The sequence below is a fragment of the Synechococcus sp. LTW-R genome, assembly GCF_014217875.1.
Taxonomy (GTDB): Bacteria; Cyanobacteriota; Cyanobacteriia; order PCC-6307; family Cyanobiaceae; genus Vulcanococcus.
Window position 1 is genome coordinate 800,727 of record NZ_CP059060.1, and the last position, 19,606, is coordinate 820,332.

24 protein-coding genes are annotated in these 19,606 nt (G+C 66.9%); 14 read left to right on the top strand and 10 right to left on the bottom strand.

What is annotated here, in order from left to right; genetic code table 11:
• The first annotated feature begins 9 nt into the window (after positions 1-9).
• Positions 10-186 carry a 50S ribosomal protein L32 gene (gene rpmF, locus H0O22_RS04540; protein WP_185187802.1) on the top strand — a complete coding sequence of 59 codons (177 nt, stop codon included), beginning with the start codon at positions 10-12 and terminating at the stop codon, positions 184-186.
• 93 nt (positions 187-279) lie between these two features.
• On the opposite strand, the gene H0O22_RS04545 is transcribed toward rpmF, so the two are convergent.
• Entirely contained in the window at positions 280-615 is a 336-nt protein-coding gene (locus H0O22_RS04545; RefSeq protein ID WP_370521483.1) for a DUF565 domain-containing protein, read from the bottom strand.
• A gap of 5 nt (positions 616-620) precedes the next feature.
• Positions 621-1,385: an HAD-IA family hydrolase gene (locus H0O22_RS04550; RefSeq protein ID WP_185187804.1), complete on the bottom strand. Its 765-nt coding sequence runs from the start codon at positions 1,383-1,385 to the stop codon at positions 621-623.
• 98 nt (positions 1,386-1,483) lie between these two features.
• Between H0O22_RS04550 and recJ the strand changes: the two genes are divergently transcribed.
• Positions 1,484-3,424, top strand: coding sequence for a single-stranded-DNA-specific exonuclease RecJ (gene recJ / locus H0O22_RS04555; RefSeq protein WP_255439471.1), 1,941 nt, complete (start codon positions 1,484-1,486; stop codon positions 3,422-3,424).
• Between the two features lie 65 nt (positions 3,425-3,489).
• On the opposite strand, the gene psb30 is transcribed toward recJ, so the two are convergent.
• The gene (gene psb30, locus H0O22_RS04560; RefSeq protein ID WP_010317475.1) at positions 3,490-3,597 is read right to left on the bottom strand and encodes a photosystem II reaction center protein Ycf12/Psb30; all 108 of its coding nucleotides are present in this window, start codon (positions 3,595-3,597) and stop codon (positions 3,490-3,492) included.
• Positions 3,598-3,713: 116 nt separating this feature from the next.
• Here psb30 and H0O22_RS04565 point away from each other — a divergent pair, with 116 nt between their 5' ends.
• From H0O22_RS04565 to fmt, 11 genes are all read left to right on the top strand, one after another.
• Positions 3,714-4,094 carry a YkgJ family cysteine cluster protein gene (locus tag H0O22_RS04565; RefSeq protein WP_185187805.1) on the top strand — a complete coding sequence of 127 codons (381 nt, stop codon included), beginning with the start codon at positions 3,714-3,716 and terminating at the stop codon, positions 4,092-4,094.
• Entirely contained in the window at positions 4,094-4,447 is a 354-nt protein-coding gene (locus H0O22_RS04570; protein ID WP_185187806.1) for a TMEM165/GDT1 family protein, read from the top strand. Before H0O22_RS04565 ends, H0O22_RS04570 begins: the two co-directional genes overlap by 1 nt.
• Positions 4,448-4,452: 5 nt before the next feature.
• Entirely contained in the window at positions 4,453-4,767 is a 315-nt protein-coding gene (locus H0O22_RS04575) for a TMEM165/GDT1 family protein (protein WP_185187807.1), read from the top strand.
• A gap of 134 nt (positions 4,768-4,901) precedes the next feature.
• Positions 4,902-7,190, top strand: coding sequence for an RNB domain-containing ribonuclease (locus H0O22_RS04580; protein ID WP_185187808.1), 2,289 nt, complete (start codon positions 4,902-4,904; stop codon positions 7,188-7,190).
• Between the two features lie 30 nt (positions 7,191-7,220).
• Complete coding sequence (locus H0O22_RS04585; protein WP_185188307.1) at positions 7,221-7,832, top strand: flavin prenyltransferase UbiX; 612 nt, start codon at positions 7,221-7,223, stop codon at positions 7,830-7,832.
• Between the two features lie 20 nt (positions 7,833-7,852).
• The gene (locus H0O22_RS04590) at positions 7,853-8,383 is read left to right on the top strand and encodes a hypothetical protein (RefSeq protein ID WP_185187809.1); all 531 of its coding nucleotides are present in this window, start codon (positions 7,853-7,855) and stop codon (positions 8,381-8,383) included.
• A gap of 44 nt (positions 8,384-8,427) precedes the next feature.
• Positions 8,428-8,856: a DUF2996 domain-containing protein gene (locus tag H0O22_RS04595; protein ID WP_185187810.1), complete on the top strand. Its 429-nt coding sequence runs from the start codon at positions 8,428-8,430 to the stop codon at positions 8,854-8,856.
• A 78-nt stretch (positions 8,857-8,934) separates the two neighbouring features.
• Positions 8,935-10,032, top strand: coding sequence for a magnesium-protoporphyrin IX monomethyl ester (oxidative) cyclase (gene acsF, locus H0O22_RS04600; protein WP_185187811.1), 1,098 nt, complete (start codon positions 8,935-8,937; stop codon positions 10,030-10,032).
• A gap of 116 nt (positions 10,033-10,148) precedes the next feature.
• A complete protein-coding gene (locus H0O22_RS04605) occupies positions 10,149-11,588 on the top strand; it encodes a TldD/PmbA family protein (RefSeq protein ID WP_255439474.1) in 1,440 nt (479 codons plus the stop codon).
• A 1-nt stretch (position 11,589) separates the two neighbouring features.
• Positions 11,590-12,963, top strand: a complete 1,374-nt coding sequence (locus H0O22_RS04610) for a TldD/PmbA family protein (protein WP_185187812.1) — start codon at positions 11,590-11,592, stop codon at positions 12,961-12,963.
• 9 nt (positions 12,964-12,972) lie between these two features.
• Positions 12,973-14,004 (top strand): methionyl-tRNA formyltransferase, encoded by a 1,032-nt coding sequence (gene fmt / locus H0O22_RS04615; RefSeq protein ID WP_185187813.1) that lies wholly within the window; start codon positions 12,973-12,975, stop codon positions 14,002-14,004.
• Here fmt and H0O22_RS04620 read toward each other — a convergent pair.
• The 5 genes from H0O22_RS04620 to H0O22_RS04640 all read right to left on the bottom strand — a co-directional run bounded on the left by H0O22_RS04620 (position 14,001) and on the right by H0O22_RS04640 (position 17,974).
• Positions 14,001-14,789, bottom strand: a complete 789-nt coding sequence (locus H0O22_RS04620) for a J domain-containing protein (RefSeq protein ID WP_185187814.1) — start codon at positions 14,787-14,789, stop codon at positions 14,001-14,003. The genes fmt and H0O22_RS04620 overlap by 4 nt on opposite strands.
• Before the next feature lie 6 nt (positions 14,790-14,795).
• On the bottom strand, positions 14,796-16,061 hold the full coding sequence (locus H0O22_RS04625; protein WP_255439554.1) for a DEAD/DEAH box helicase: 1,266 nt from the start codon (positions 16,059-16,061) through the stop codon (positions 14,796-14,798).
• A gap of 184 nt (positions 16,062-16,245) precedes the next feature.
• Positions 16,246-16,896, bottom strand: a complete 651-nt coding sequence (locus H0O22_RS04630; RefSeq protein WP_185187815.1) for a hypothetical protein — start codon at positions 16,894-16,896, stop codon at positions 16,246-16,248.
• A complete protein-coding gene (locus tag H0O22_RS04635) occupies positions 16,893-17,243 on the bottom strand; it encodes a DUF6464 family protein (RefSeq protein WP_185187816.1) in 351 nt (116 codons plus the stop codon). Before H0O22_RS04635 ends, H0O22_RS04630 begins: the two co-directional genes overlap by 4 nt.
• A gap of 5 nt (positions 17,244-17,248) precedes the next feature.
• A complete protein-coding gene (locus tag H0O22_RS04640) occupies positions 17,249-17,974 on the bottom strand; it encodes a DUF475 domain-containing protein (protein WP_185187817.1) in 726 nt (241 codons plus the stop codon).
• Positions 17,975-18,036: 62 nt separating this feature from the next.
• Here H0O22_RS04640 and H0O22_RS04645 point away from each other — a divergent pair, with 62 nt between their 5' ends.
• The gene (locus H0O22_RS04645; protein ID WP_185187818.1) at positions 18,037-18,849 is read left to right on the top strand and encodes a hypothetical protein; all 813 of its coding nucleotides are present in this window, start codon (positions 18,037-18,039) and stop codon (positions 18,847-18,849) included.
• On the opposite strand, the gene H0O22_RS04650 is transcribed toward H0O22_RS04645, so the two are convergent.
• On the bottom strand, positions 18,803-19,192 hold the full coding sequence (locus H0O22_RS04650; RefSeq protein ID WP_185187819.1) for a hypothetical protein: 390 nt from the start codon (positions 19,190-19,192) through the stop codon (positions 18,803-18,805). The genes H0O22_RS04645 and H0O22_RS04650 overlap by 47 nt on opposite strands.
• A complete protein-coding gene (locus tag H0O22_RS04655; protein WP_185187820.1) occupies positions 19,156-19,545 on the bottom strand; it encodes a hypothetical protein in 390 nt (129 codons plus the stop codon). Before H0O22_RS04655 ends, H0O22_RS04650 begins: the two co-directional genes overlap by 37 nt.
• Positions 19,546-19,606 lie beyond the last annotated feature (61 nt).

A 19,606-nucleotide genomic window follows, 5' to 3' on the forward strand; every position in this document is an offset into this window, starting at 1 on the left:
GTAAGCGGGATGGCTGTTCCCAAGAAGAAAACGTCCAAGGGCAAGCGGAACCAGCGCCACGCCACCTGGAAGGGCAAGGCTGCCGTGGCAGCACAGAAAGCACTCTCCATCGGCAAGGCCGTGCTGAGCGGCCGCGCTCAGGGCTTCGTCTACCCCGTGGCTGAAGAGGACGGCGACGAGGCCTGATCGCCCGTCTCCATCGTCCGCTCTCCTCTGCGGAGGAGGGCAGAAGCATCGAAGCGCTGCTCAACCGGGTGGCGCTTTTTTGCTGCCAAGCACTCAGGAGCCGAGCTTGAAGGCCTCCAGGACGACGGCATAGACCAAGCCGATCCTGAGGTTGTCGAGCACAAGCCATCCCAAAGCCGGACGGCACTGAACGACCCGGGTGCGGATGCGCACGACCAGCTCGAGCAGCAGAACCACGGAGAGCACCACCAAGGGGCGCTGGCCGATCGTCTGCAACCACCAGCTGGTGACGTTCTGGCCCGCATAGAAGCCGAAGAGCAGGGCGAGCACCCCGACGCTGCGGCGACGCCAACTGCCCTGGAACGATCCCGAGAGCACCTGGGCACCCTGGCGTTGCAGACGGTCAAAGCGGGTGGCCTGAATGGGCATCCGGGTCATCCGCCTGGAAAGAGCTGCTGGAGATAGGACAGCGTGATCTGCCCCTCAGGGCAAGCCGGTCCGCGCAAGACCTGACAGGGCATTGCGGGATCCCCCAGACCATCGACCAAGGCAGCGGCACCGGTGAAGTGGGCGTCAGGTTCCTGGAAGCTCGAGGCACTGCGGGTGGCCAAAACCGTCAGCCCCGCTCCGCAGGCCGCCGTCACCCCATGGCCGGAGTCCTCCACGGCCAAAACCCGATCAGCGCTGCAGGCCAATCGCTCGAGGGCACGGCCATAGCCCTGGGGATCGGGCTTTTTGGCCGTGACGTCTTCCCCGCAGACCCAAAACTCCAACCAGTCCCGGTGCTGCTGCAGCTGGCGCGAGAGCAGGGCCTCCACGGCGGAGCGCCCACTGGTGGTGACGATGGCCTGCCGCACTCCCGCGGCTGCGGCGGCCCCCATCAGGCGCATGACACCCGGCCTGAGACGGATCTCGCCCGCCGCCACCAGCTCGCCGTAGTGGCGCTGCTTGGAGCGCTGCAGGGCATCCAAACGATCCTCACTCGGGCGCTGGCCCTCCGCTTGCTCGAGAAAGACCGCCATCCGCTCGCGGCCGCCAGTCACCCGGAGCAACGTGAGATAGAGGGAGGGGTCCCATTGCCAGGGCAGGCCTGCCTCGGTCATGGCGCGGTTGAAGGCCAGACGGTGCCCATCGAGCTCCGTCTCAGCCAGGGTGCCGTCCACATCCCACAGGAGCGCCTCGGGGGCCAATCGCGACACGGAGCGGCGGACTGCTGGGGTGAGGCTAAGGGAGCTGGACGGTGGGGCCTCGACAGAGTCTTTCCACGGCACACAATGGAGTCCGACGAACCGCAGGCGTGCTCCTCGAGTCTCCAGAGCAACGCCTGTTGGAGCAGCGTCTCCAGCAGAACTGGCAACTCCCCGCCGCGGTGGACCTGGAGGCTCTCCCCAGCGGGATGCAGCGGTTGGGGCTCTCGGAACCCATTCTGGCCCTGCTGAACCGGCGCGGCTTCGGCAGCGCCGAGGCGATCGAAGCGCTGCTGGATCCCGCCGAAGCCCCCGACCCAAAAGAGCATTTCCCCGACTTAGGCCTGGCGGTCAAGCGCCTCAAGCAGGCCTGCAAAACCAACGAACGCCTGGCGATCTGCGGCGACTACGACGCCGATGGCATGACCAGCACGGCGCTCCTGATCGGCGTTCTGCAGCAGTTGGGGGCCCAACCCCAAGCGGCCATCCCCAGCCGCCAGGCCGATGGCTATGGCCTGAATGTCTCCATGGTGGAGGAGCTCGCTGAGGACGGAATCCGGCTGATGGTCACCGTCGACAACGGAGTGTCGGCCCGGGAGGCCCTCGAGCGCGCCCAGGAGCTCGGTTTGGAGGTGATCGTCACCGATCACCACACCATCCCGGAGCAACGGCCACCCCTTAGCGCCCTGCTCCACCCCCACTGCACCCCCGAGGGTTCGCCCTACCGGGGGCTGGCCGGCGTCGGCATCGCCTATGTCCTGGCCGGGGCCCTCGCCAAGGCCAGTCGCTCCGCGAAGGCCCTGGCCATGGCGCTGGACCTCTTCTGCATCGGCACCATCGCGGACATGGCTCCGCTTCAGGGGGTCAACCGCCGCTGGTTGATGGACGGTTTGCCGCGGCTCAAGGACAGCCCCCTCCCAGGTCTCCAGGCCCTGCAGCAGGTCGCTGGTTTGGACGACGCCCCCATCGATGCCGGGGCCGTTGGCTTCCAACTGGCACCGCGCATCAATGCCGTCGGACGGCTCGGTGATCCGCGCCTGGTGGTGGATCTACTGACCACGGATGACACGGAGCAGGCCCTCGAGCTCGCCCGGGAATGCGAAAGCCTGAATCGCCAGCGCCGGGAACTCTGTGATGCGATCGAGGCGGAGGCACGGGCCCTGGCCGAGGCCGATGGGGAGCAGCGCAGCCCCTTCCTGCTGCTCGCCCAGAGCCACTGGCACCACGGGGTGATCGGCATCGTGGCGGCGCGGCTAGTGGAGCATTTCGGCGCCCCCGTCGCCCTACTGGCCGCCGAGGGGGATGGGCGGATGCGCGCGTCCGTGCGGGCCCCCAAAGGCTTTGCCGTGGATGCCGCCCTCCAGGCCTGCGGCGATCTGCTGGAGCGCTTCGGCGGTCACCCGGCCGCGGGGGGCTTCACCGTCAAAGCGGAGCGAGTCACAGCCCTGCATGAACGCTTGAATGACCTGGCGCAGGCCTGGCGGGAACGGGAAGGCCTGCAGTTGGTTACGCCGGAAGCCCTGCTGCAGCTCGAGGAGATCAACCGGCCCCTCTGGCGTGAACTGCAGCGGCTCGAACCATTCGGCATCGGCAACCCCACCCCACTGTTCTGGAGCTGCGGCTGCACCATCAGCCAACAGCGGGAACTGCGGGGCGGGCACCTGCAACTGACCCTGCGCCAAGGGGAGGCCCGGGTGCGGGCCATGGCCTGGCGCTGGGGAGCCATCGGCCACCTCCTGCCCAAGCAGGTGGATGTGGCCTATCACCTGCGACTGAACCGCTGGAACAGCCAAGAAACGCTGCAGCTCGAACTGGTGGGCATCCGCCCCAGCAGCGGAGACGCCCTGGTGCTGCAGCATCAGCTGCGCAGCTATTGGGTGCGGCGGGACGGCAACGCGGTCGTCATCCGCAACGCCGACGGTGAGGAATTACGCGGCGAAGCCCAGCGGGGCGGTCCGGACAGCCTCCAGATCGATCACCCCAAGGCGGACCATCCCTACGTCAAGGCTCTCGTGCAGGACGCGGCTCGCGCGATGGGGCTGGCGGCCTAGTCAAAACAAAGCCCCCAGGACGGCCATCGTCCTGGGGGCTTTGAACGCTTGCAGACCTCAGGGGATCAGAGGGCGCCGCGGCGGTAGAAGAGGATGAAGATCACGGCTGGACCCACCAGGGTGATCAGGAACAGAGCAGCGAAGTTGGCGATCAGGTGGAAGTCGATTCCCATGGGAGAACGGCTCAGGAGCTGCACGTGGTTGATGCAGCCTAAAAGCAGAGGGGCCCAACCCGATCGAGCGGGGATCGCTCCTGTGACGGGTTGTCACAGCACCAGGAGGTTGAACGATGGCTGAGACCCTGCAATGGCGCTGCATCAGCGGCTGCGGCTCCTGCTGCCGCCTGGATCCGGGGGAGCGCAACGAGGCCCTCGAAGCCCTCGATGAAGAGCAACAACAGCTCTATCTGTCGATGGTGGGGCCCGATGGCTGGTGCATCCACTTCGACACCGGCTCCAGTTCCTGCCGGATCTACGAGGAGCGGCCCGTCTTCTGCCGTGTGGAGAACCTGGCCCAGTTGTTTGAGGTCCCAGCGGAGGAGGCCAACGACTTCGCGATTGCCTGTTGCCGGCAGCAGATCCGCTGCGAACACGGTGGTCGTGGCATGGTGATGAAGCGTTTCGAGCAGGCGATCCGCCGGCCCGCTGAAGACACCGATCGCCAGCCCTGATGCCTGAGTCCGCCACGAGCAGCGACAGTCCCAAACCCAAAAAAGAGGACCAAGCTGCCAGCTTTGGCGCGGTCTTCCTGACGACCTTCACCACCGTCTTCCTGGCGGAACTGGGCGACAAGACCCAGCTGGCCGCCCTGCTGCTCTCGGCTGAATCCGGTCGACCGGTGCTGGTCTTTATCGGAGCCTCCCTGGCCCTGATCAGCTCCAGCCTGGTGGGAGTGGTGCTCGGCCGCTGGTTGTCCCGGGTCCTGCCCCCCGGTCAACTCGAGCGCCTGGCCGGCATCTTGATGATTGGCCTCGGCCTCTGGCTGGGCCGGCAAGCCGCCGTCAGCATGTTCCCCCTGGCCTGATCGTCATGCAGCTCCCCCTTCTGGCCTCCACCTTTCTGACGGTCTTCCTCGCTGAACTCGGGGACAAAACCCAACTGGCGATCGTCACCATCAGCGGCACCTCCAACCGCAGCGGAGCGGTCTTTGCTGGCAGTGCCTCGGCCCTCGTCCTCGCCAGCCTGCTCGGCGCGGGAGCGGGCGGATCCCTCTCGGCCGTCATCCCAACGGACGCCCTCCAATTGGCCGCTTCGGTTGGCTTCCTCGTGATTGGAGGCCGGCTCCTGCTGAAGGCCGGTCAAGAGGACGACGAGGCTGCCGCAGAAGTCACAGAGGACGCCTAGCCAAACAGCTCAGTAGGATGGAGCTGTTGCAACCCTGCTGGAAGGCGTTGGCCGTCTTCGAGTGATCGCTGCAGCAAGCAGAACCTCCATCCCCCTGGGGCTTGTCCGCTCCGCAGAAGCCCTCCCCAACAGCCATGAAGTTCACGGTCGCGGACCTCATCGAGCAGCTCCCCCACCAGGAGCCCCTCAGCCTCAGCAAGCTTGAAAAAGGGCTCGGCCTGAGCACCAAGGCCGATAAAGAGCAGCTCCGCATCGCCCTCACGGCCCTCACCCGGGTCGGCGTGCTCGAAGAAGCCGATGACGGCATTAGCCGCGTCGAAGACGAAGGCCTGATCGAAGCCCGACTCCGTTGCAGCAGCAAAGGCTTCTGCTTTGCCCTGCGCGAGGACGGCGGCGAGGACATCTACATCCGCGACAACCAGCTCAACCACGCCTGGAACGGTGACCGCGTGCTGGTGCGGGTCACCCGGGAGGGCGGGCGCCGCCGCTCGCCCGAAGGGGGCGTGCAGTGCATCCTGCAGCGCAACACCACCAGCCTGCTGGCGCAGGTGGAGCAGCAGAACGACACCCTCGTCGCGGTCCCACTGGACGATCGCCTGCTGACCGCCATCAACCTGCCGGCCGGCGACAGCGAACACCTCAAACCCGCCACGGAAGCCGTGGTTGAGGTCAAGTTGGACCGCTACCCCGTCGGCCAACTTCCCCCTGAAGGCCATGTGGCCCGCAGCCTGGCGGTCAACGCCGGCCCCAAGGCCGACCTGGACCTCTTGCTGACCAAGCACGGCCTGCGGGAGTTGCCGGCGGCGCCCAAGGCCAGTGCCAAGGCCCCCGACCTCAAAACCCGGGATGACCTAACCGCCCTCCCCACCCTGCTACTGCAGCTGTGGGGTAGCGCCGATGCACCGCTCCTTCCGGCGGTCTCCTTGGAGCCCCTGGAGAACGGTCAGCGCCTCTGGGTGCACGCCCCGGCCATCGCCGAGCGCGTCAGCTTTGGTAGCGCCCTCGATCTCTTCCTGCGGGACCGCAGCGAAGCCCTCTGCGTGGGGGACAGCTGGCTGCCGTTGCTCCCCAGCGCCACCACCAAGGCGGCGGCCTTTAAGGCTGGGACCCCGGCGGCGGCCCTCTCGGTCGCCCTCGACCTGAACGCCGAGGGGCAGCTGGAGCACTTCCGCTTCTGCCGCAGCACCATCTCGGCCGATGGACTGGTCGATGCCAAGGCGCTCCAGGCCCTGGCCGATCGCAAGCCCAAGGCGCGCACCACCCCTGCGGCCCTGAAAGGACTGAAGGATCAGCTCCCCCTGCTGGAGCAACTGATCGCCCTGGCCCAGACCCTCAGGCAAAACCGCCTCGACCAAGGATCCATCGATCTCGACCTCGGCATCCCGAACCTGGAGGGACTGGCTGAACTCGCGATTCCTGAACCGGATGAGCGTCGCCAGGGCTGGATGGTTCAACTCGACCCCGCCCTCTCCACCGCGGGGCTCTTGCGGGAGATGGTCCTGCAGGCCCACCGGGCCTTTGGCCGCCACATGGCCGCCCTCGAGCTACCGGCCATCTACGCAGTCAATGCCGCCCCGGAAGCCGAGGCCCTCAACGACGTGGCCAAGGCGGCCCTCGCCCTCGAGATTCCCCTTGAACTGTCCGCCGATGGCAACGCCAGCGCCCAAGAACTGGCTGTGGCCTTTGCGGCGAGCGATCGCTCCCGGGTGCTCCTGCAGCAATTGCGGGATCCGCTCAAACCGGTGAGCCTCAGCACCGAGGCCGGCGGCAACACCCTGGCGGGCGAAGAGCAGGCCTATGCCCCCTGGTGCTGCGCGGCCCTGCACTACGCCGACCTCTGGAACCAACACCTCCTGGTGCTGCTGCTGAGCGAAGGCAAGGATCGCCCCTCCGTTCGGCACAAAACCCGGGTCGACATCGCCTCGGATGCCAGCCATGGGGTGATCGACTGGCCCCTGCTGACCGCCAGTCAGCTCTCCCCCGTTGAAGAGGGGCTGAGCGGAACCCTCCTGAACCGCCTGAATGAGCGCAGCCGCTTCGTCAGCGAGCTCCAGGGGGATGCCCTGGCCATGGCCCAGGCACGCCAGGCCGAGCCCCTGGTTGGTCAAACCCTGAATGGGGTGATCAGCGGGGTCCAGAGCTACGGCTTCTTCGTCGAGGTGCCCCCCTCCCATGTGGAGGGGCTGGTGCACGTGAGCTCCCTGAAGGACGACTGGTACGAGTACCGCTCCCGTCAGAACAAGCTGGTGGGGCGCAAGAACCGCCGCGCCTACATGCTCGGCGACCAGGTCGAGGTCACCATCCAGAAGGTGGATGTGCTGCGCCATCAAATCGATCTCGCCGTGGTGCTGCCGGAGGGCTACGAAGAGTTCTCCCCCGATGACGCCGATGCGGGCGACGGCGACGCCAGCAGCGAGGACTGAACGTTGAGCGACAACACCGCCCAGGCAGCGCTGCTGCCGATTGTTCTGGCGGTGTCCGGGGCCAGCGCCCAACCGCTCGCGGAGCGGGCGTTGCAACTGCTGCTCCAGGCCGGTGAATCCGTCGATCTCATCGTCAGCCGCGGTGCCATTGGCGTCTGGCAGGCGGAATTGGGGGTGCGGGTCCCGACGGACCCCTCAGCCCAGGAGCGCTTTTGGCGGGAGCGCTGCGCATGCGACACCGGCGAACTACGCTGCCACCGCTGGAACGATCAATCCGTGTCGATTGCCAGTGGCAGTCACCGCACCCGCGGCATGGTGATCCTGCCCTGTTCGATGGGAACCGTCGGCCGGATCGCTTCGGGGGTAGCCACGGACCTGATGGAACGCTGCGCGGACGTCCATCTCAAGGAGGGACGGCCCCTGGTGATCTGTCCGCGGGAAACCCCCTGGAACCTGATCCACCTGCGCAACCTGACCGCCCTCGCTGAGGCCGGCGCACGGATCGCGCCCCCGGCCCCGGCTTGGTATCACCAGCCCCAGTCCCTTGAGGAGATGGTGGACTTTTTGGTGATCCGCGTGTTCGATTGCCTCGGTTATGAGCTTGGCCAGCTGCAGCGCTGGACCGGGCCGATCCAGCCCTGAGGCCTCCCACCGCCCCTGTGTTGAAACGAGTCCTGCTGCTGCCGCTGCTCTCGCCCGTCCTGGCGATGCTCGTGGTCGGGGCCATCAACCCGAAGCCGCCGGTCACGGTGCGCGTGCTCACCTGGACATCACCAGCACTGCCACTGGGTCTCTGGCTCGCCGGGGCCTCCTGCCTGGGCGCAGGCCTGAGTGCGGCCGGTGCGGCGCTGACGCTGCAGGGGGGCGCCCCTGAAATCCTGCCCCGGCGCTCGGTGCGGCGACGGGCTGAACGGGAGGTTTGGGACGAAGAACCGACTCCCAGGCCACGTCGAACGGCCGAACCCAGGGAGGACTGGGACGCCGGGGCGGCCCCCGAAGCCGCAGCACCCTGGGCTGGCCCCAGCCGAGGGGCGGCCGAACCGGCTCCAACCGTCTCGGTGCCCTTCCGCGTGATTCGGAAGGGCCAACAAAGCGCCAGCAATGAACCCGCAAGGGCGACCGCCACCACGACTGCTGCTGTGAGCACGGCTGATCCTGACGATTGGGGCAGCAGCGGCGCTGAGGAGTGGTGAGCACTCCCTAGAGTCAGCGAACGTCTGGATTGAGGCCTTCGCCGGTGACCGATTCCGCCCAACCCGCAGCGAAGGCCGCAGACGCCAAACCCGCCAAGCCGGCGAAGCCCCCCGCCCCGGAGGACAAGCCCTTCGCCGAATTCGTCCCGAATCTGCTGATTCCGGCGCTGGCCAAGGAGATCGAGGCCTATGGCGGCCCGAACTGCGAGCTCAGCTTTGAGCAGGGTCCGATGCCCGTGGTGGGCAGCAGCTGCTGGCAGGTCAAGGGCACCCTCCCCAGTGGTCGTCGCTTCTGGCTGTGCTTTACCAGCGACTCCATTAGCTCAGCCAAAACCATTGCCCTCGCGGAATCCGGAAGCGAGCCGAGCCTGCTGGAGTCGTTTTTGATTGACGAGAAAAAAATGACCCAGGCGCTCCTGGTCTCCCGTTTGGTGCAGCGCCTCAACGGCCAGAAGTGGCTGGGGGCGAACTAAGTCTGCGAGTGATGAAGGCGGTCAACGGGCTGGCACCAAAGCCGCTTACGATGGTCTTTGCTCCGCTCAAGCTGCCCGATGGTGCCTCCCACCGCCGTTGCCTCACCTGACGCCGCAACAGCCATCGGCACGCCCAATGCACCGGCCACCAAGGATCCGGTCAAAGACACAATCCTGACTCCGCGGTTCTACACCACGGATTTCGAGGCCATGGCGGCCATGGACCTCAGCCCCAACGCCGATGAGCTGGAAGCCATTTGCGAGGAGTTCCGCAAGGACTACAACCGCCACCACTTCGTTCGCAACGAGGAGTTCGAAGGCGCGGCCGACAAACTCGATCCCGAGACCCGCAAGGTCTTCATCGAGTTCCTCGAGCAGAGCTGCACCTCCGAGTTTTCTGGTTTCCTGCTCTACAAGGAACTGAGCCGTCGGATCAAAGAGCGCAACCCGCTGCTCGCCGAGTGCTTTGCCCACATGGCCCGCGATGAAGCCCGCCATGCCGGCTTCCTGAACAAGTCGATGAGCGACTTCGGACTGCAGCTCGACCTGGGCTTCTTGACCGCCAATAAGGCGTACACCTACTTCAAGCCCGAATACATCTTCTACGCCACTTATCTGAGCGAGAAGATCGGCTACTGGCGCTACATCGCGATCTTCCGCCACCTCGAGAAGAATCCCGACTGCAAGATCTTCCCGATCTTCAACTTCTTCGAGAACTGGTGCCAAGACGAGAACCGCCACGGCGACTTCTTTGACGCCCTGATGAAGGCTCAGCCCAAGAGCGTGACCGGCCTGCGTGCCCGCCTCTGGTGCCGCTTCTTCCTGCTGGCCGTCTTCGCCACCATGTATGTGCGTGACGTGGCCCGCAAGGAGTTCTATGAAGCCCTTGGCCTCGATGCCCGCGAATACGACAAGTACGTGATCGCCAAGACCAACGAGACCACCGCTAGGGTCTTCCCGGTGGTCCTCAACGTGGACCATCCGAAGTTCTACACGCGTCTTGAGCGCCTGGTGCGCAACAACGACAAGTTGAGCGCGGCCGATGAAGGCAACGCGCCGGCCCCCCTCAAGGCCCTGCGCAAGCTGCCCTACTGGGTCGCCAACGGTGCCGAGATGGCCAAGCTCTTCTTCACGAACCCGATCCGCAGCGAGAACTACCAAGCCGCCGTGCGCTGAAGCCGTCCCTGCTTCGGCATGCCCTTCAGGGAGAGGCCCTGGTCGCTTCGGCCAGGGCCTTTTTGCTAGGACCGTGATGGCCGGCTGCCGTCCATGCCCAACCGTCGATAACCCGCGTGATTGCCTCCGTTCCCTCCCACGCAGAGCTGCTGCTCGGCCCCTTTGATCAGCGTTGGAGTCCCCGCCTGGAGGCCCTCTTGGCCCTGGGCAAAGCCGCCGGCGCTGACCTGGTTGAAATCTTTCTGGAACGCACCGATCACCTCGGGGTCCTCGCTGAGCAGGACACGATCACGAGCGTGACCCCCGCCTTTGGCATGGGCGCCGGCATCCGGGTCTTCCGAGACCAACAGGATGGCTTCGTCAGCACCAATGACCTCAGCGAGGCCGGACTGACCACGGCGCTGACCCAGGCCCTGGGAATGTTGGGACTGGATGTCAGTGGGGCAGGTCGCAGTGGGTTTGACGGCCTGCCGGCGATCCGGGACTTCGCGCTGGACAAGGGGCTCTGGCTGAGCAGCTGCCCGGAGCTGACCGAGACCACCCAGAAACTGCTCGACGGCACCGCGCAGCTAGAGCAGAAGGGCAAGCATCTGCAGGCCCGCCGCGGCAGCTACGCCCGGGACTGGCAGGAGGTGATGGTGGCCGCCAGTGACGGCACCTTCGGACGGGACATCCGTCTGCACCAATCAGTCGGCCTCAATGTCCTGGCTGCCGATGGTGATCACCGCGCGGGGGTGGGCCGGCGCTACGGCACCTCGGACCGCCCGGATGATTTGCGTCAGTGGGACGTGGCCCAGGCCGCTGACGAGGTCTGCACGAGCGCCGGGAACATGCTCTACGCGGACTACGTCGAAGCCGGTCAGATGCCAGCGGTGCTCGCCAACCGCTTCGGCGGTGTGATCTTCCACGAGGCCTGCGGCCACCTGCTGGAGACGACCCAGGTGGAGCGCGGCACCACCCCCTTCGCCGAGAAGGTCGGCGAACCGATCGCCCACGAGGCTGTGACCGCCATCGATGAAGGGCTGACGGGGGGCGCCTTTGGCTCCCTCTCTATGGATGACGAGGGTCAGGAGGCCCAGCGCACGGTCCTGATCGAGAACGGCGTCCTCAAGCGCTTCCTGAGCGACCGGGCCGGCGAGCTGCGCACGGGCCACGCGCGCACCGGCAGCGGCCGCCGCCAGAGCCACACCTTTGCGGCCGCGAGCCGCATGCGGAACACCTACATCGCGGCAGGTCCCCATCAACCGGAGGACCTGATCGCCTCAGTGGACCGCGGCCTCTACTGCAAATCCATGGGCGGCGGCAGCGTCGGCCCCACCGGTCAGTTCAACTTCGCCGTGGAGGAGGGCTACCTGATCGAGGACGGCAAGCTCACCAAGCCGGTGAAGGGGGCCACCTTGATCGGCGAAGCCAAGGAGGTGATGCCACGCATCTCCATGTGCGCCAATGACCTGGAACTGGCCGCAGGCTTCTGCGGCTCGGTGAGCGGCAGCATCTTCGTGACCGTCGGACAACCCCACATCAAGGTCGACTCCATCACCGTGGGGGGCCGCTGACATGAGCAACACCAACGCAACCCTCAGCGCCGAACACCTGCGCAGCCAACTGGCAGGCATCGCCAGCCAACACGGCATCCGCCAGTGGGACCTGGGGGCGGCCTGCAGCACGGACACCTCCGTCCAGGTCGACCGCGGCGAACCCAAGCAACTGAAAGGAGCCCAGCGCAGTTCGATCACGATCCGCGTCTGGAACAGCGACGGTCTGGTGGGCACCACCAGCACCTCCGACCTCTCCCCGAGCGGACTGGAGCGGGCCCTCTCCGGCGCCCGGGATGCCGCAGCATTCGGCAACGCCCTGGAGACCCCGGCCTTCTCGCCCCTGGCGACAGCGCCGCTGACCGCCCTGGATCAACCGCTGCATCAACCCCAGGGCATTCTCAAATTGCTCGAGCAGCTCAAGGCCGCTGAGCAGGACCTGCTCGGTCGCCACCAGGCCATCAGCACCGTGCCCTACAACGGCCTGGCGGAGCGCAGCAGCGAGCGCATCTACCTCAACAGCGAGGGGGCCTGCCGCCAGCAGCAGCTGACCACCGCCAGCATCTACCTCTACGCACGAGCCGAGGACACTGGCCGTAAACCGCGCAGCTCCGGTGCTGTTCGCCTGGCCTACGGCGCCTCGGACCTCGACATTGCCGGCTGCATCGACGAGGCTGCCGAGCGCACCATCAGCCACCTGGACTACGCCCCGGTGGAGACCGGCCGCTACACCTGCGTCCTCAGTCCCGAGGCCTTTCTGGACCTGATCGGCGCCTTCAGCAACCTCTTCAACGCCCGCTCGGTGCTCGATGGGGTCAGCCTCAGCCAGAAGGACTCCATCGGCCAGAGCCTGGCGGTGCCCTTCCTCTCCATCCACGACAACGGCTTGCACCCGGGCAACATCGGCGCCTCCAACTTCGACGGCGAGGGGACCCCGACCCGCAAGTTGGCCCTGCTTGAGGGGGGCGTTCTGAAGAACTTCCTCCACTCCGAAGCCACCGCACGCGCCTTCGGCGTGGAGCCCACCGGCCATGCGGGCCTCGGCGCCAAGGTCTCGGTCGGACCGGATTGGTTTGAGATTGGGCCCACCCCCGGCAGCACTGGCGGCCAGAGCGGCCTGGATCGCTTCAAGGCCGACCAACCGATCATCTGGATCGACTCCCTCTCGGCCCTGCACGCGGGGGTCAAGGCCAGCCAGGGCTCCTTCTCGCTGCCCTTCGATGGCTGGCTGATCCAAGGCGGCGAAACCCGCTCGATTGAGGCCGCCACCGTGGCCGGCGACATCCGCCAGGTGTTGAGCGCCATCGTCGGCTTTGAGGGCGACGCCAAGGTCACCCCCGATGGGCTCTGTCCGATGGTCTGGGTGGAGGGGCTATCGATTACCGGCGAGGGCTAACGAGCAGTGATGCGGATCCTCTTCTGGGGTACCCCGGCCTACGCCGTGAGCAGCCTTGATGCGCTGGTTGATGCCCGCCACGAACTGGTCGGTGTGGTCACCCAACCGGACCGGCGGCGGGGGCGCGGAAAGGCACTGGTGCCTTCCCCAGTCAAGGCTCGGGCCGTGGAGCTGGGTCTGCCCGTCTTCACGCCCGAGCGGATCCGCAAGGAACCCGACTGCCAGCAGCAGCTCGCCGCGCTCGGGGCTGATGTCTACGTCGTCGTCGCCTTTGGCCAGATCCTGCCGAAGGAGGTCCTCCAGCAACCGCCCCTGGGCTGCTGGAACGGCCACGGCTCGCTGCTGCCCCGCTGGCGCGGCGCCGGTCCAATCCAATGGAGCCTGATCGAAGGCGACGCCGAGACCGGCGTCGGGATCATGGCGATGGAGGAGGGTCTCGACACCGGCCCGGTGCTGCTGGAGCGTGCAATCTCGATCGCCCTACGCGAGAACGCCCACCAGCTGGCCGAGCGTCTGGCACGCCTCACCGGTGAGCTCCTGGTGGAGGCCCTGCCCTTGATCGAAGCCGCGGGCCCCGGTCCTGAAGCGGAGCGCCTCGCACGGCTGGGGGTCCGGACACAGCCGGACGAGGGCATGACCTACGCCCGCATGCTCACGAAGGAAGACGCCCAGATCGATTGGTCGGCGTCCGCCCTTGCGATCCACCGCCAGATCATGGGGCTCTACCCCGCGGCCACGAGCAGCTGGAAGGGGAAGCGGCTGAAGGTGCTCTCCTCTGAACCCCTGATCAAACGCCTGAAGCAGGACCTCAGCCCAGAGGCCCAGGCCCTGGCGGAGCGGTGGGGACTCAACGCGGGGGAGAGCTCCAGCCATACACCCGGGACCGTGCTGGAGTGCGTTGATTCCACGGGGTTCGTGGTGGCCAGCTCGGGCTGTCCCCTCTTGATCCGCGCGGCGCAGCTGGAAGGGAAAAGTGCCAGCCAGGGCACCCAGCTGCTGCAGCAACTCGCTGCAGTCGCCGGCGACCGACTGGGGGACTAGGCCACCAGGAACTGATAGGCGTCGTTCACGCGCCGAAAGGCCTCCGCCGTCCCGCCCACATCGGGATGGTGCTGTTTCACCAAGCGTCGATGGGCCTGCTTGATCGCCTGCTTGGAGGCCCCCCACTCCAACCCCAGCACGGATAGAGCCGCCACCCGTTGCGGGTCCCGTCCGCGGTCGCCAGTGCTGCCGTTGCTGGACTGCTGCTGGCGGTCCGTGCGGCGCTGATCGCTGCGCGTCCTGCGGTTGTTGCTCTGACGCGAGCCCTGCCGCTGGCGCAGCTCCAAAACCACCCGCTGGGGGTCGTCATCGAGCCATTCGATCGCGCTCACGCCGTAAAGGGCAAAGGCCGCCAAGACGGCACAGCGCTTTTTGTTGAACGGGGTGGCCATCGCCCCATAGAGATCACGGCCCAAACCGGGCACCAGGTGATCGAGGCGCTGCTGCAGGTTCAACTGCGGCAGAAAGCTGCTGCGGTTCAGCTGCTCGATCAACTGCTCAAGACCGCTCTGCCGCAGCACGGTCCAGCCCTTCTGCTCCGCCAGGGCCGCCCCCCAACGCTCCACCTGGGCGGAGGTCACCAGCGCTTGCGGTGGCGGAGGGTCCTGCCGCCACCAATGCTGGCGGCTCGGTTCCGGCCGCTGGCGCAGCAACTCGAGCTGCCGCCGCAGCTGGCGCACCTCGCGTCTGAGGGCTTCGTTCTCTTGGAGCAGCGCGTCCACGTTGCTCGTGACCCGCTGCTGCGGGCGCGGCTCTGCGGACCAGCGCCTGGGATCAAACCCCACGCCGGCTCAAGGGCGGCGCGAGGAGGAGCGTGCCGCGGGACGCCCACCGCGGCTGGCACCTGCCCGTAGTCCACGGCTCGGACCACCACCACGGTTGCCGCCGCCACCACGGCTGGAGCGCCCGCGGCCGCCGCTGAGATCCAGGGGAGGAGCGGAGAGCACCGTGGGCTCAAAGCCCGGAATCTCCTGCTTGGGGAGCTTCTTGCCGGTGAGCCGCTCAATCGCCCGCAGCAGCTCGTGCTCTTCTGCGGCCACCAGGGAGACGGCGTGGCCGCTGTGGCCAGCCCGACCGGTGCGACCGATGCGATGGACGTAATCCTCGGCCTGGTTCGGCAGGTCCAGGTTCACCACATGGGGCAACTGGTGAATGTCGATGCCGCGGGCGGCGATGTCGGTGGCCACCAAGACCCGGAGCTCACCGCTCTTGAACCCCGCCAAGGCACGGGTACGCGCTCCCTGGCTCTTGTTGCCGTGGATCGCCGCCGCCGCCATGCCCTCAGCCGTGAGGCGATCGGCGACGCGATTGGCCCCGTGCTTGGTGCGCGAGAAGACGAGCACCTGCTGCCAGTCATTGCTGGCGATCAGATGGCAGAGCAAATCCGCCTTACGCCCCATGTCACAGGGGTGAAGGATGTGCTCGACCGTGGTCGCCGTGCGGTTCTCAGGGGTGACCTGGAGCTGAACGGGGTCGTGGAGCAACCCCGTCGCCAAGCGACGGATTGAGGCTTCGAAGGTGGCCGAGAAGAGCAGGTTCTGGCGCTTGGCGGGCAGCAGGCGCAGGATTTTTTGGATGTCGCGGATGAAGCCCATGTCGAGCATCCGGTCAGCCTCATCGAGCACCAGGATTTCGACGCGATCCAGGCTGATCGCCCCCTGCTGCACCAGGTCCATCAGGCGACCCGGCGTCGCCACCAGCACATCGGCGCCGGCCTGCAGGCGGGTGATTTGGGGGTTGATCTTGACCCCGCCGAACACGACGTCGGAACGCAGGTCCAGATGGCGGGAGTAGGCCTTGACGTTGTCGGCCACCTGGGCCGCCAGCTCCCGAGTCGGGGTCAGCACCAGCGAGCGCACAATCCGGGCGCGGGCATGGGGGCCGTGGCGGAGCCGCTCCAGCATCGGCAGGGTGAAGCCAGCGGTCTTACCCGTGCCGGTCTGGGCGGCCGCCATCACGTCGCGGCCGGCCAGCACCGCTGGAATGCACTGCTGCTGAATCGAGGACGGCTGGCTGTAGCCCTTCTGCAGCACCGCCTCGACGATCGGTCGCCCCAGACCAAGGGCGGTGAAGGGAGACTCCGCGAGCTGCTCCTCATCCACAGGGGGCAAAGCCACGGGGGCCTCGGCCGCCGCCTGGGCAGTGGTCGGCAGCCGCTTCACCGGAGCGGGCCGGCGCCGACGCCGGGGGGAACGATCGGGGGAGGAGATAAGCAAACCTCGCGAAGCTTCACCCTACGGCTCAGGACTCGGTGTACAGCTGCCGGGCCCGATCCAGGGTGAGCTGCACCTCGGCATCGCTGAGCACCGAGGCTTCCGGCCAGGACTCTTCCAGCCAAGCCCGCAGCCGCGGTAGCTCTTCGAGAAAGAAGGTCTCCTGGGCGGCAAGAACCCGAAACTTCAGAAACTCCAGCAGCCGTGCGCGCAAGCGGGCGACGGGAACGAGCTGGCAGCGGAGCGGATCCACCGCCAGCTCCAGCGCGGCTCCAAGCTTGAGCTCGGGCAAGGGGGGTGCCAGCAACTCCAGGCGGCCGTCCCGCTGGAAATGGCGCACCTTGGTCTCGGGGTGGGGGTAATAGATCCAGCCCTGCCGCGGCTGCTCCTCGCCATGGCGCAACAGAACCCGCCAAAACGAGAAGGTCTCAGGGGGGTGGAGCGGCGTCCAATCCAACTGCTCAAAGCACCATTCGGGCTGGCTCAGGGCCCAGCGACAACCCGGGAAATCCAAGTTGATCGTCCCCGCAAAGCAATCGCTGAGGTCCAAGCCGCGCTGCAAAAACAACGGGGACTGCAGGGCAATCGTTCCAGCCGGATAGGGGCTCTCACGCGCTGAGCCCGAGGCCACCCCATGGCCTTGGGCCACGGTGCCGCGATGCCAGATCCACTCCGTCACGGCACGTCGCTGCGGGCACTGTGGTGGGCACAGCGCTCACAGGGGCCAGCGGGCAGCACCGCGCAGCGCAGCAGCGGCGAGCGGGCATTGAAGCTGCAACTGGGATCACCAATCACCCAACGGCCCTCCCACCAGCGAGCATCCGCAGGACGGCGTTGCGCTTTGACCTGCAGGGCGATCGAGCTCAGCTCGTAGCGCCCGCCGCGTAATTGATAGCGGTGGTGGCGCTGCATCACCAGGTAGCTCCGATCGGGGAGTTCCAACCAACGGCCGGGGTGGGGCACCTCCTCCAGCTCGAGCCGATCAATCAGTTGGTTGCTGCCGGCCTGCCGCAATTCGACGCGCATCGCTCCTAGCCCTCGGCCTCCGCGTCGCTCACGCGGTTGGAGAAACCCCAGGCGAAGAGCAGCGCCACGATGCCCAAGAGCGCCCATTCCGGCGGAACAACCTGCGGGGCCGCCAGACGCAACAGCAGGCGGATCCCCACCAAGCCGACCGCCAAATACCCCGCCGCTTCCAGACGGGTGTAGACCTCAAGCCAGCGGATAAAGAGCCCGGAGGTGAGCCGCAGAGCCACCACGCCAAGAACCCCGCCGGTCATCACCAACAGCAGGTTGTCGCTGACGGCCACCGCCGCCGCGACGCTGTCGAGGGAAAAGGCCAGATCGGTGAGCGCCAGGGTGACCACCACGCCGGACAGGCCCGTCTGGGCCGCCTCAGCGCTGGAGTCATCGGCTGGCTCGTCGTCCTCCGCGTCCGCCTGACGCAAATTGGTGACGCAGAGCCACAGCAGGTAGCCCGCCGCGAGCAGCTGGAGCGGCCAAAAGTCCAACACCCACTGGGCCGCCGCGATCAAGACCAGGCGGAAGACCAGAGCCAAACCCAAGCCCAAATTCAGGGCCTGCCCTTGGAGCTTCGGATCATGCAGCCGGCGAGAGATCGCCGCCAAGGCGATCGCATTGTCGGCGGAGAGGACCGCCTCCAGGGCCACCAGGAGCGGGAGCAGCACCAACAGCTCACCCCATTGATCCGCCGCCTGGATCAGGGGTGAAAGGGATGGAATTGACTCCGCTTCCATTCAGTTGCTGCAGAGGATTCCAAGGCCCGCCAGTCTAGAAACGCCGCACCGAGGTCCCGAGCATGGAGAGCAGCCTGTCCTTCCGGGCACGTCTGGTGCATGCCGAGGCCGGCAAGCGTGTGGTCCAGCTCAGTGCCTGGCGGGGATCCAGTTGCCTCGGGAGCGCGCTTGGCGAAGCGGAGAACGCCGAGCTCGCTGAGGACAGGGCCCTCGAAAAACTGCAAACCCGGCTCGGCCATCAACCCTCAGCCGAGGCGGCCGCACCGAGTCCGCAGGAGGTTGAAGCGCCACCGGTGCGCCACCCCGTGGTGCGCCGTTCTCCGGCCGACGAGCCGGTTGCTCCAGCCGCGGAGGCAAGACCGACGCCGGATGCGCCTCCGGCAGCACCCGCAGAAACCGTTCAGCCAAGTCTCTCGACGCCACCGGCGGTGGAGCCGCAGGAACCCGTGGCAGACCCCGAGGACTGGAGTGATGAGCTCGCCGAGATCGAGGTGCAGCTCAAACGCCTGGGCTGGGACCGGACCCAAGAGGGGACTTACCTGCAGCGGGCTTTTGGCCACCCCAGCCGCAACCGGATCACCAGCTACGCCGACCTGGCGTCCTACGTCCGCAGCCTGAGGGTTCTCGAACCGGGCAACGACCCAGCGTCCGCGGCCATTCCTCTGCGGCGCCGTGATCTGCTCGAGCAGAGCGACAGCCTTCTGGCAGCCCTGCAATGGGATGCCAACCGCGGCCGCCAAGCCCTCGAGCAGCAGTTCAAACTCAGCAGCCGTCAGCAACTCAGTGACGAGCAGCTCTTGGCGTTCAACATGCAGCTCGAGACCACCCTCATCGGCTCCGGCAATGCCGCGCCAGCAGCTCCCATCCCAGGTTGAGCTGCTCCTGGTTGGCGTAGGCCTCCTCCTCCAGCAGTCGCTGTTCCCGGGAGACCTTCGCGTAGAGGGGCTGCTGAAGACTGCGGCGGCCTGAGGCGCTCAAGCTGCGGCTGAGGCCCAGCAGCCGCGGGCGGGCGTAGAGCGAGCCCCCCTTGCAGCTCTGGGCGACGTGAATCGCCTCATGGTTCAAGACCCGCGCGAAGTTCACCGTTCCTTTGGAGGCCACGTCCGGACGAAGCCGCAGCTCACCCCGACGCGGGTTCCACTCACCGGCCGCCCCCCTTTGTTTGGGCTGACGCACCACGATCACCACGCCGCTGCGCTCGAGCTGCTGCAGCAACACCCCAATCGCATCCCGCTCACTCCGGTAGCTGGGGGGTTGGCGATCAGCTGACGCAATTGCGCTATGGACAGGGGCTTCTCGCCAGCCCGGCGCCGATAGGTGATGCGCTGCCCGCCACCCGGTAGACGCTCCAATCGGGGGCGCCAAAGTCTATCGGCCTGATCCAGCCGCTGAAACAAGGCCCGCTCAGTGGAGGTCGTCAGCTGCCAGTTGAGCGGCAGGGTCAGCTCCGCCGCCGTTTCCCCGCCACTGGCCTCCTCTTGGGGGGCATCACCATCGCGCTGCAGCCAACTCAGACCCGCACCGGCGAGGAGCAGCACCGCCAGGGAGAGCCAGAGGGGACGTCCTCGCATCGCTGGAGCCGGCCTCAGCTGCTCACCATTCTCTTGCCAAGATGGGCAGCTGTGCTTTGAG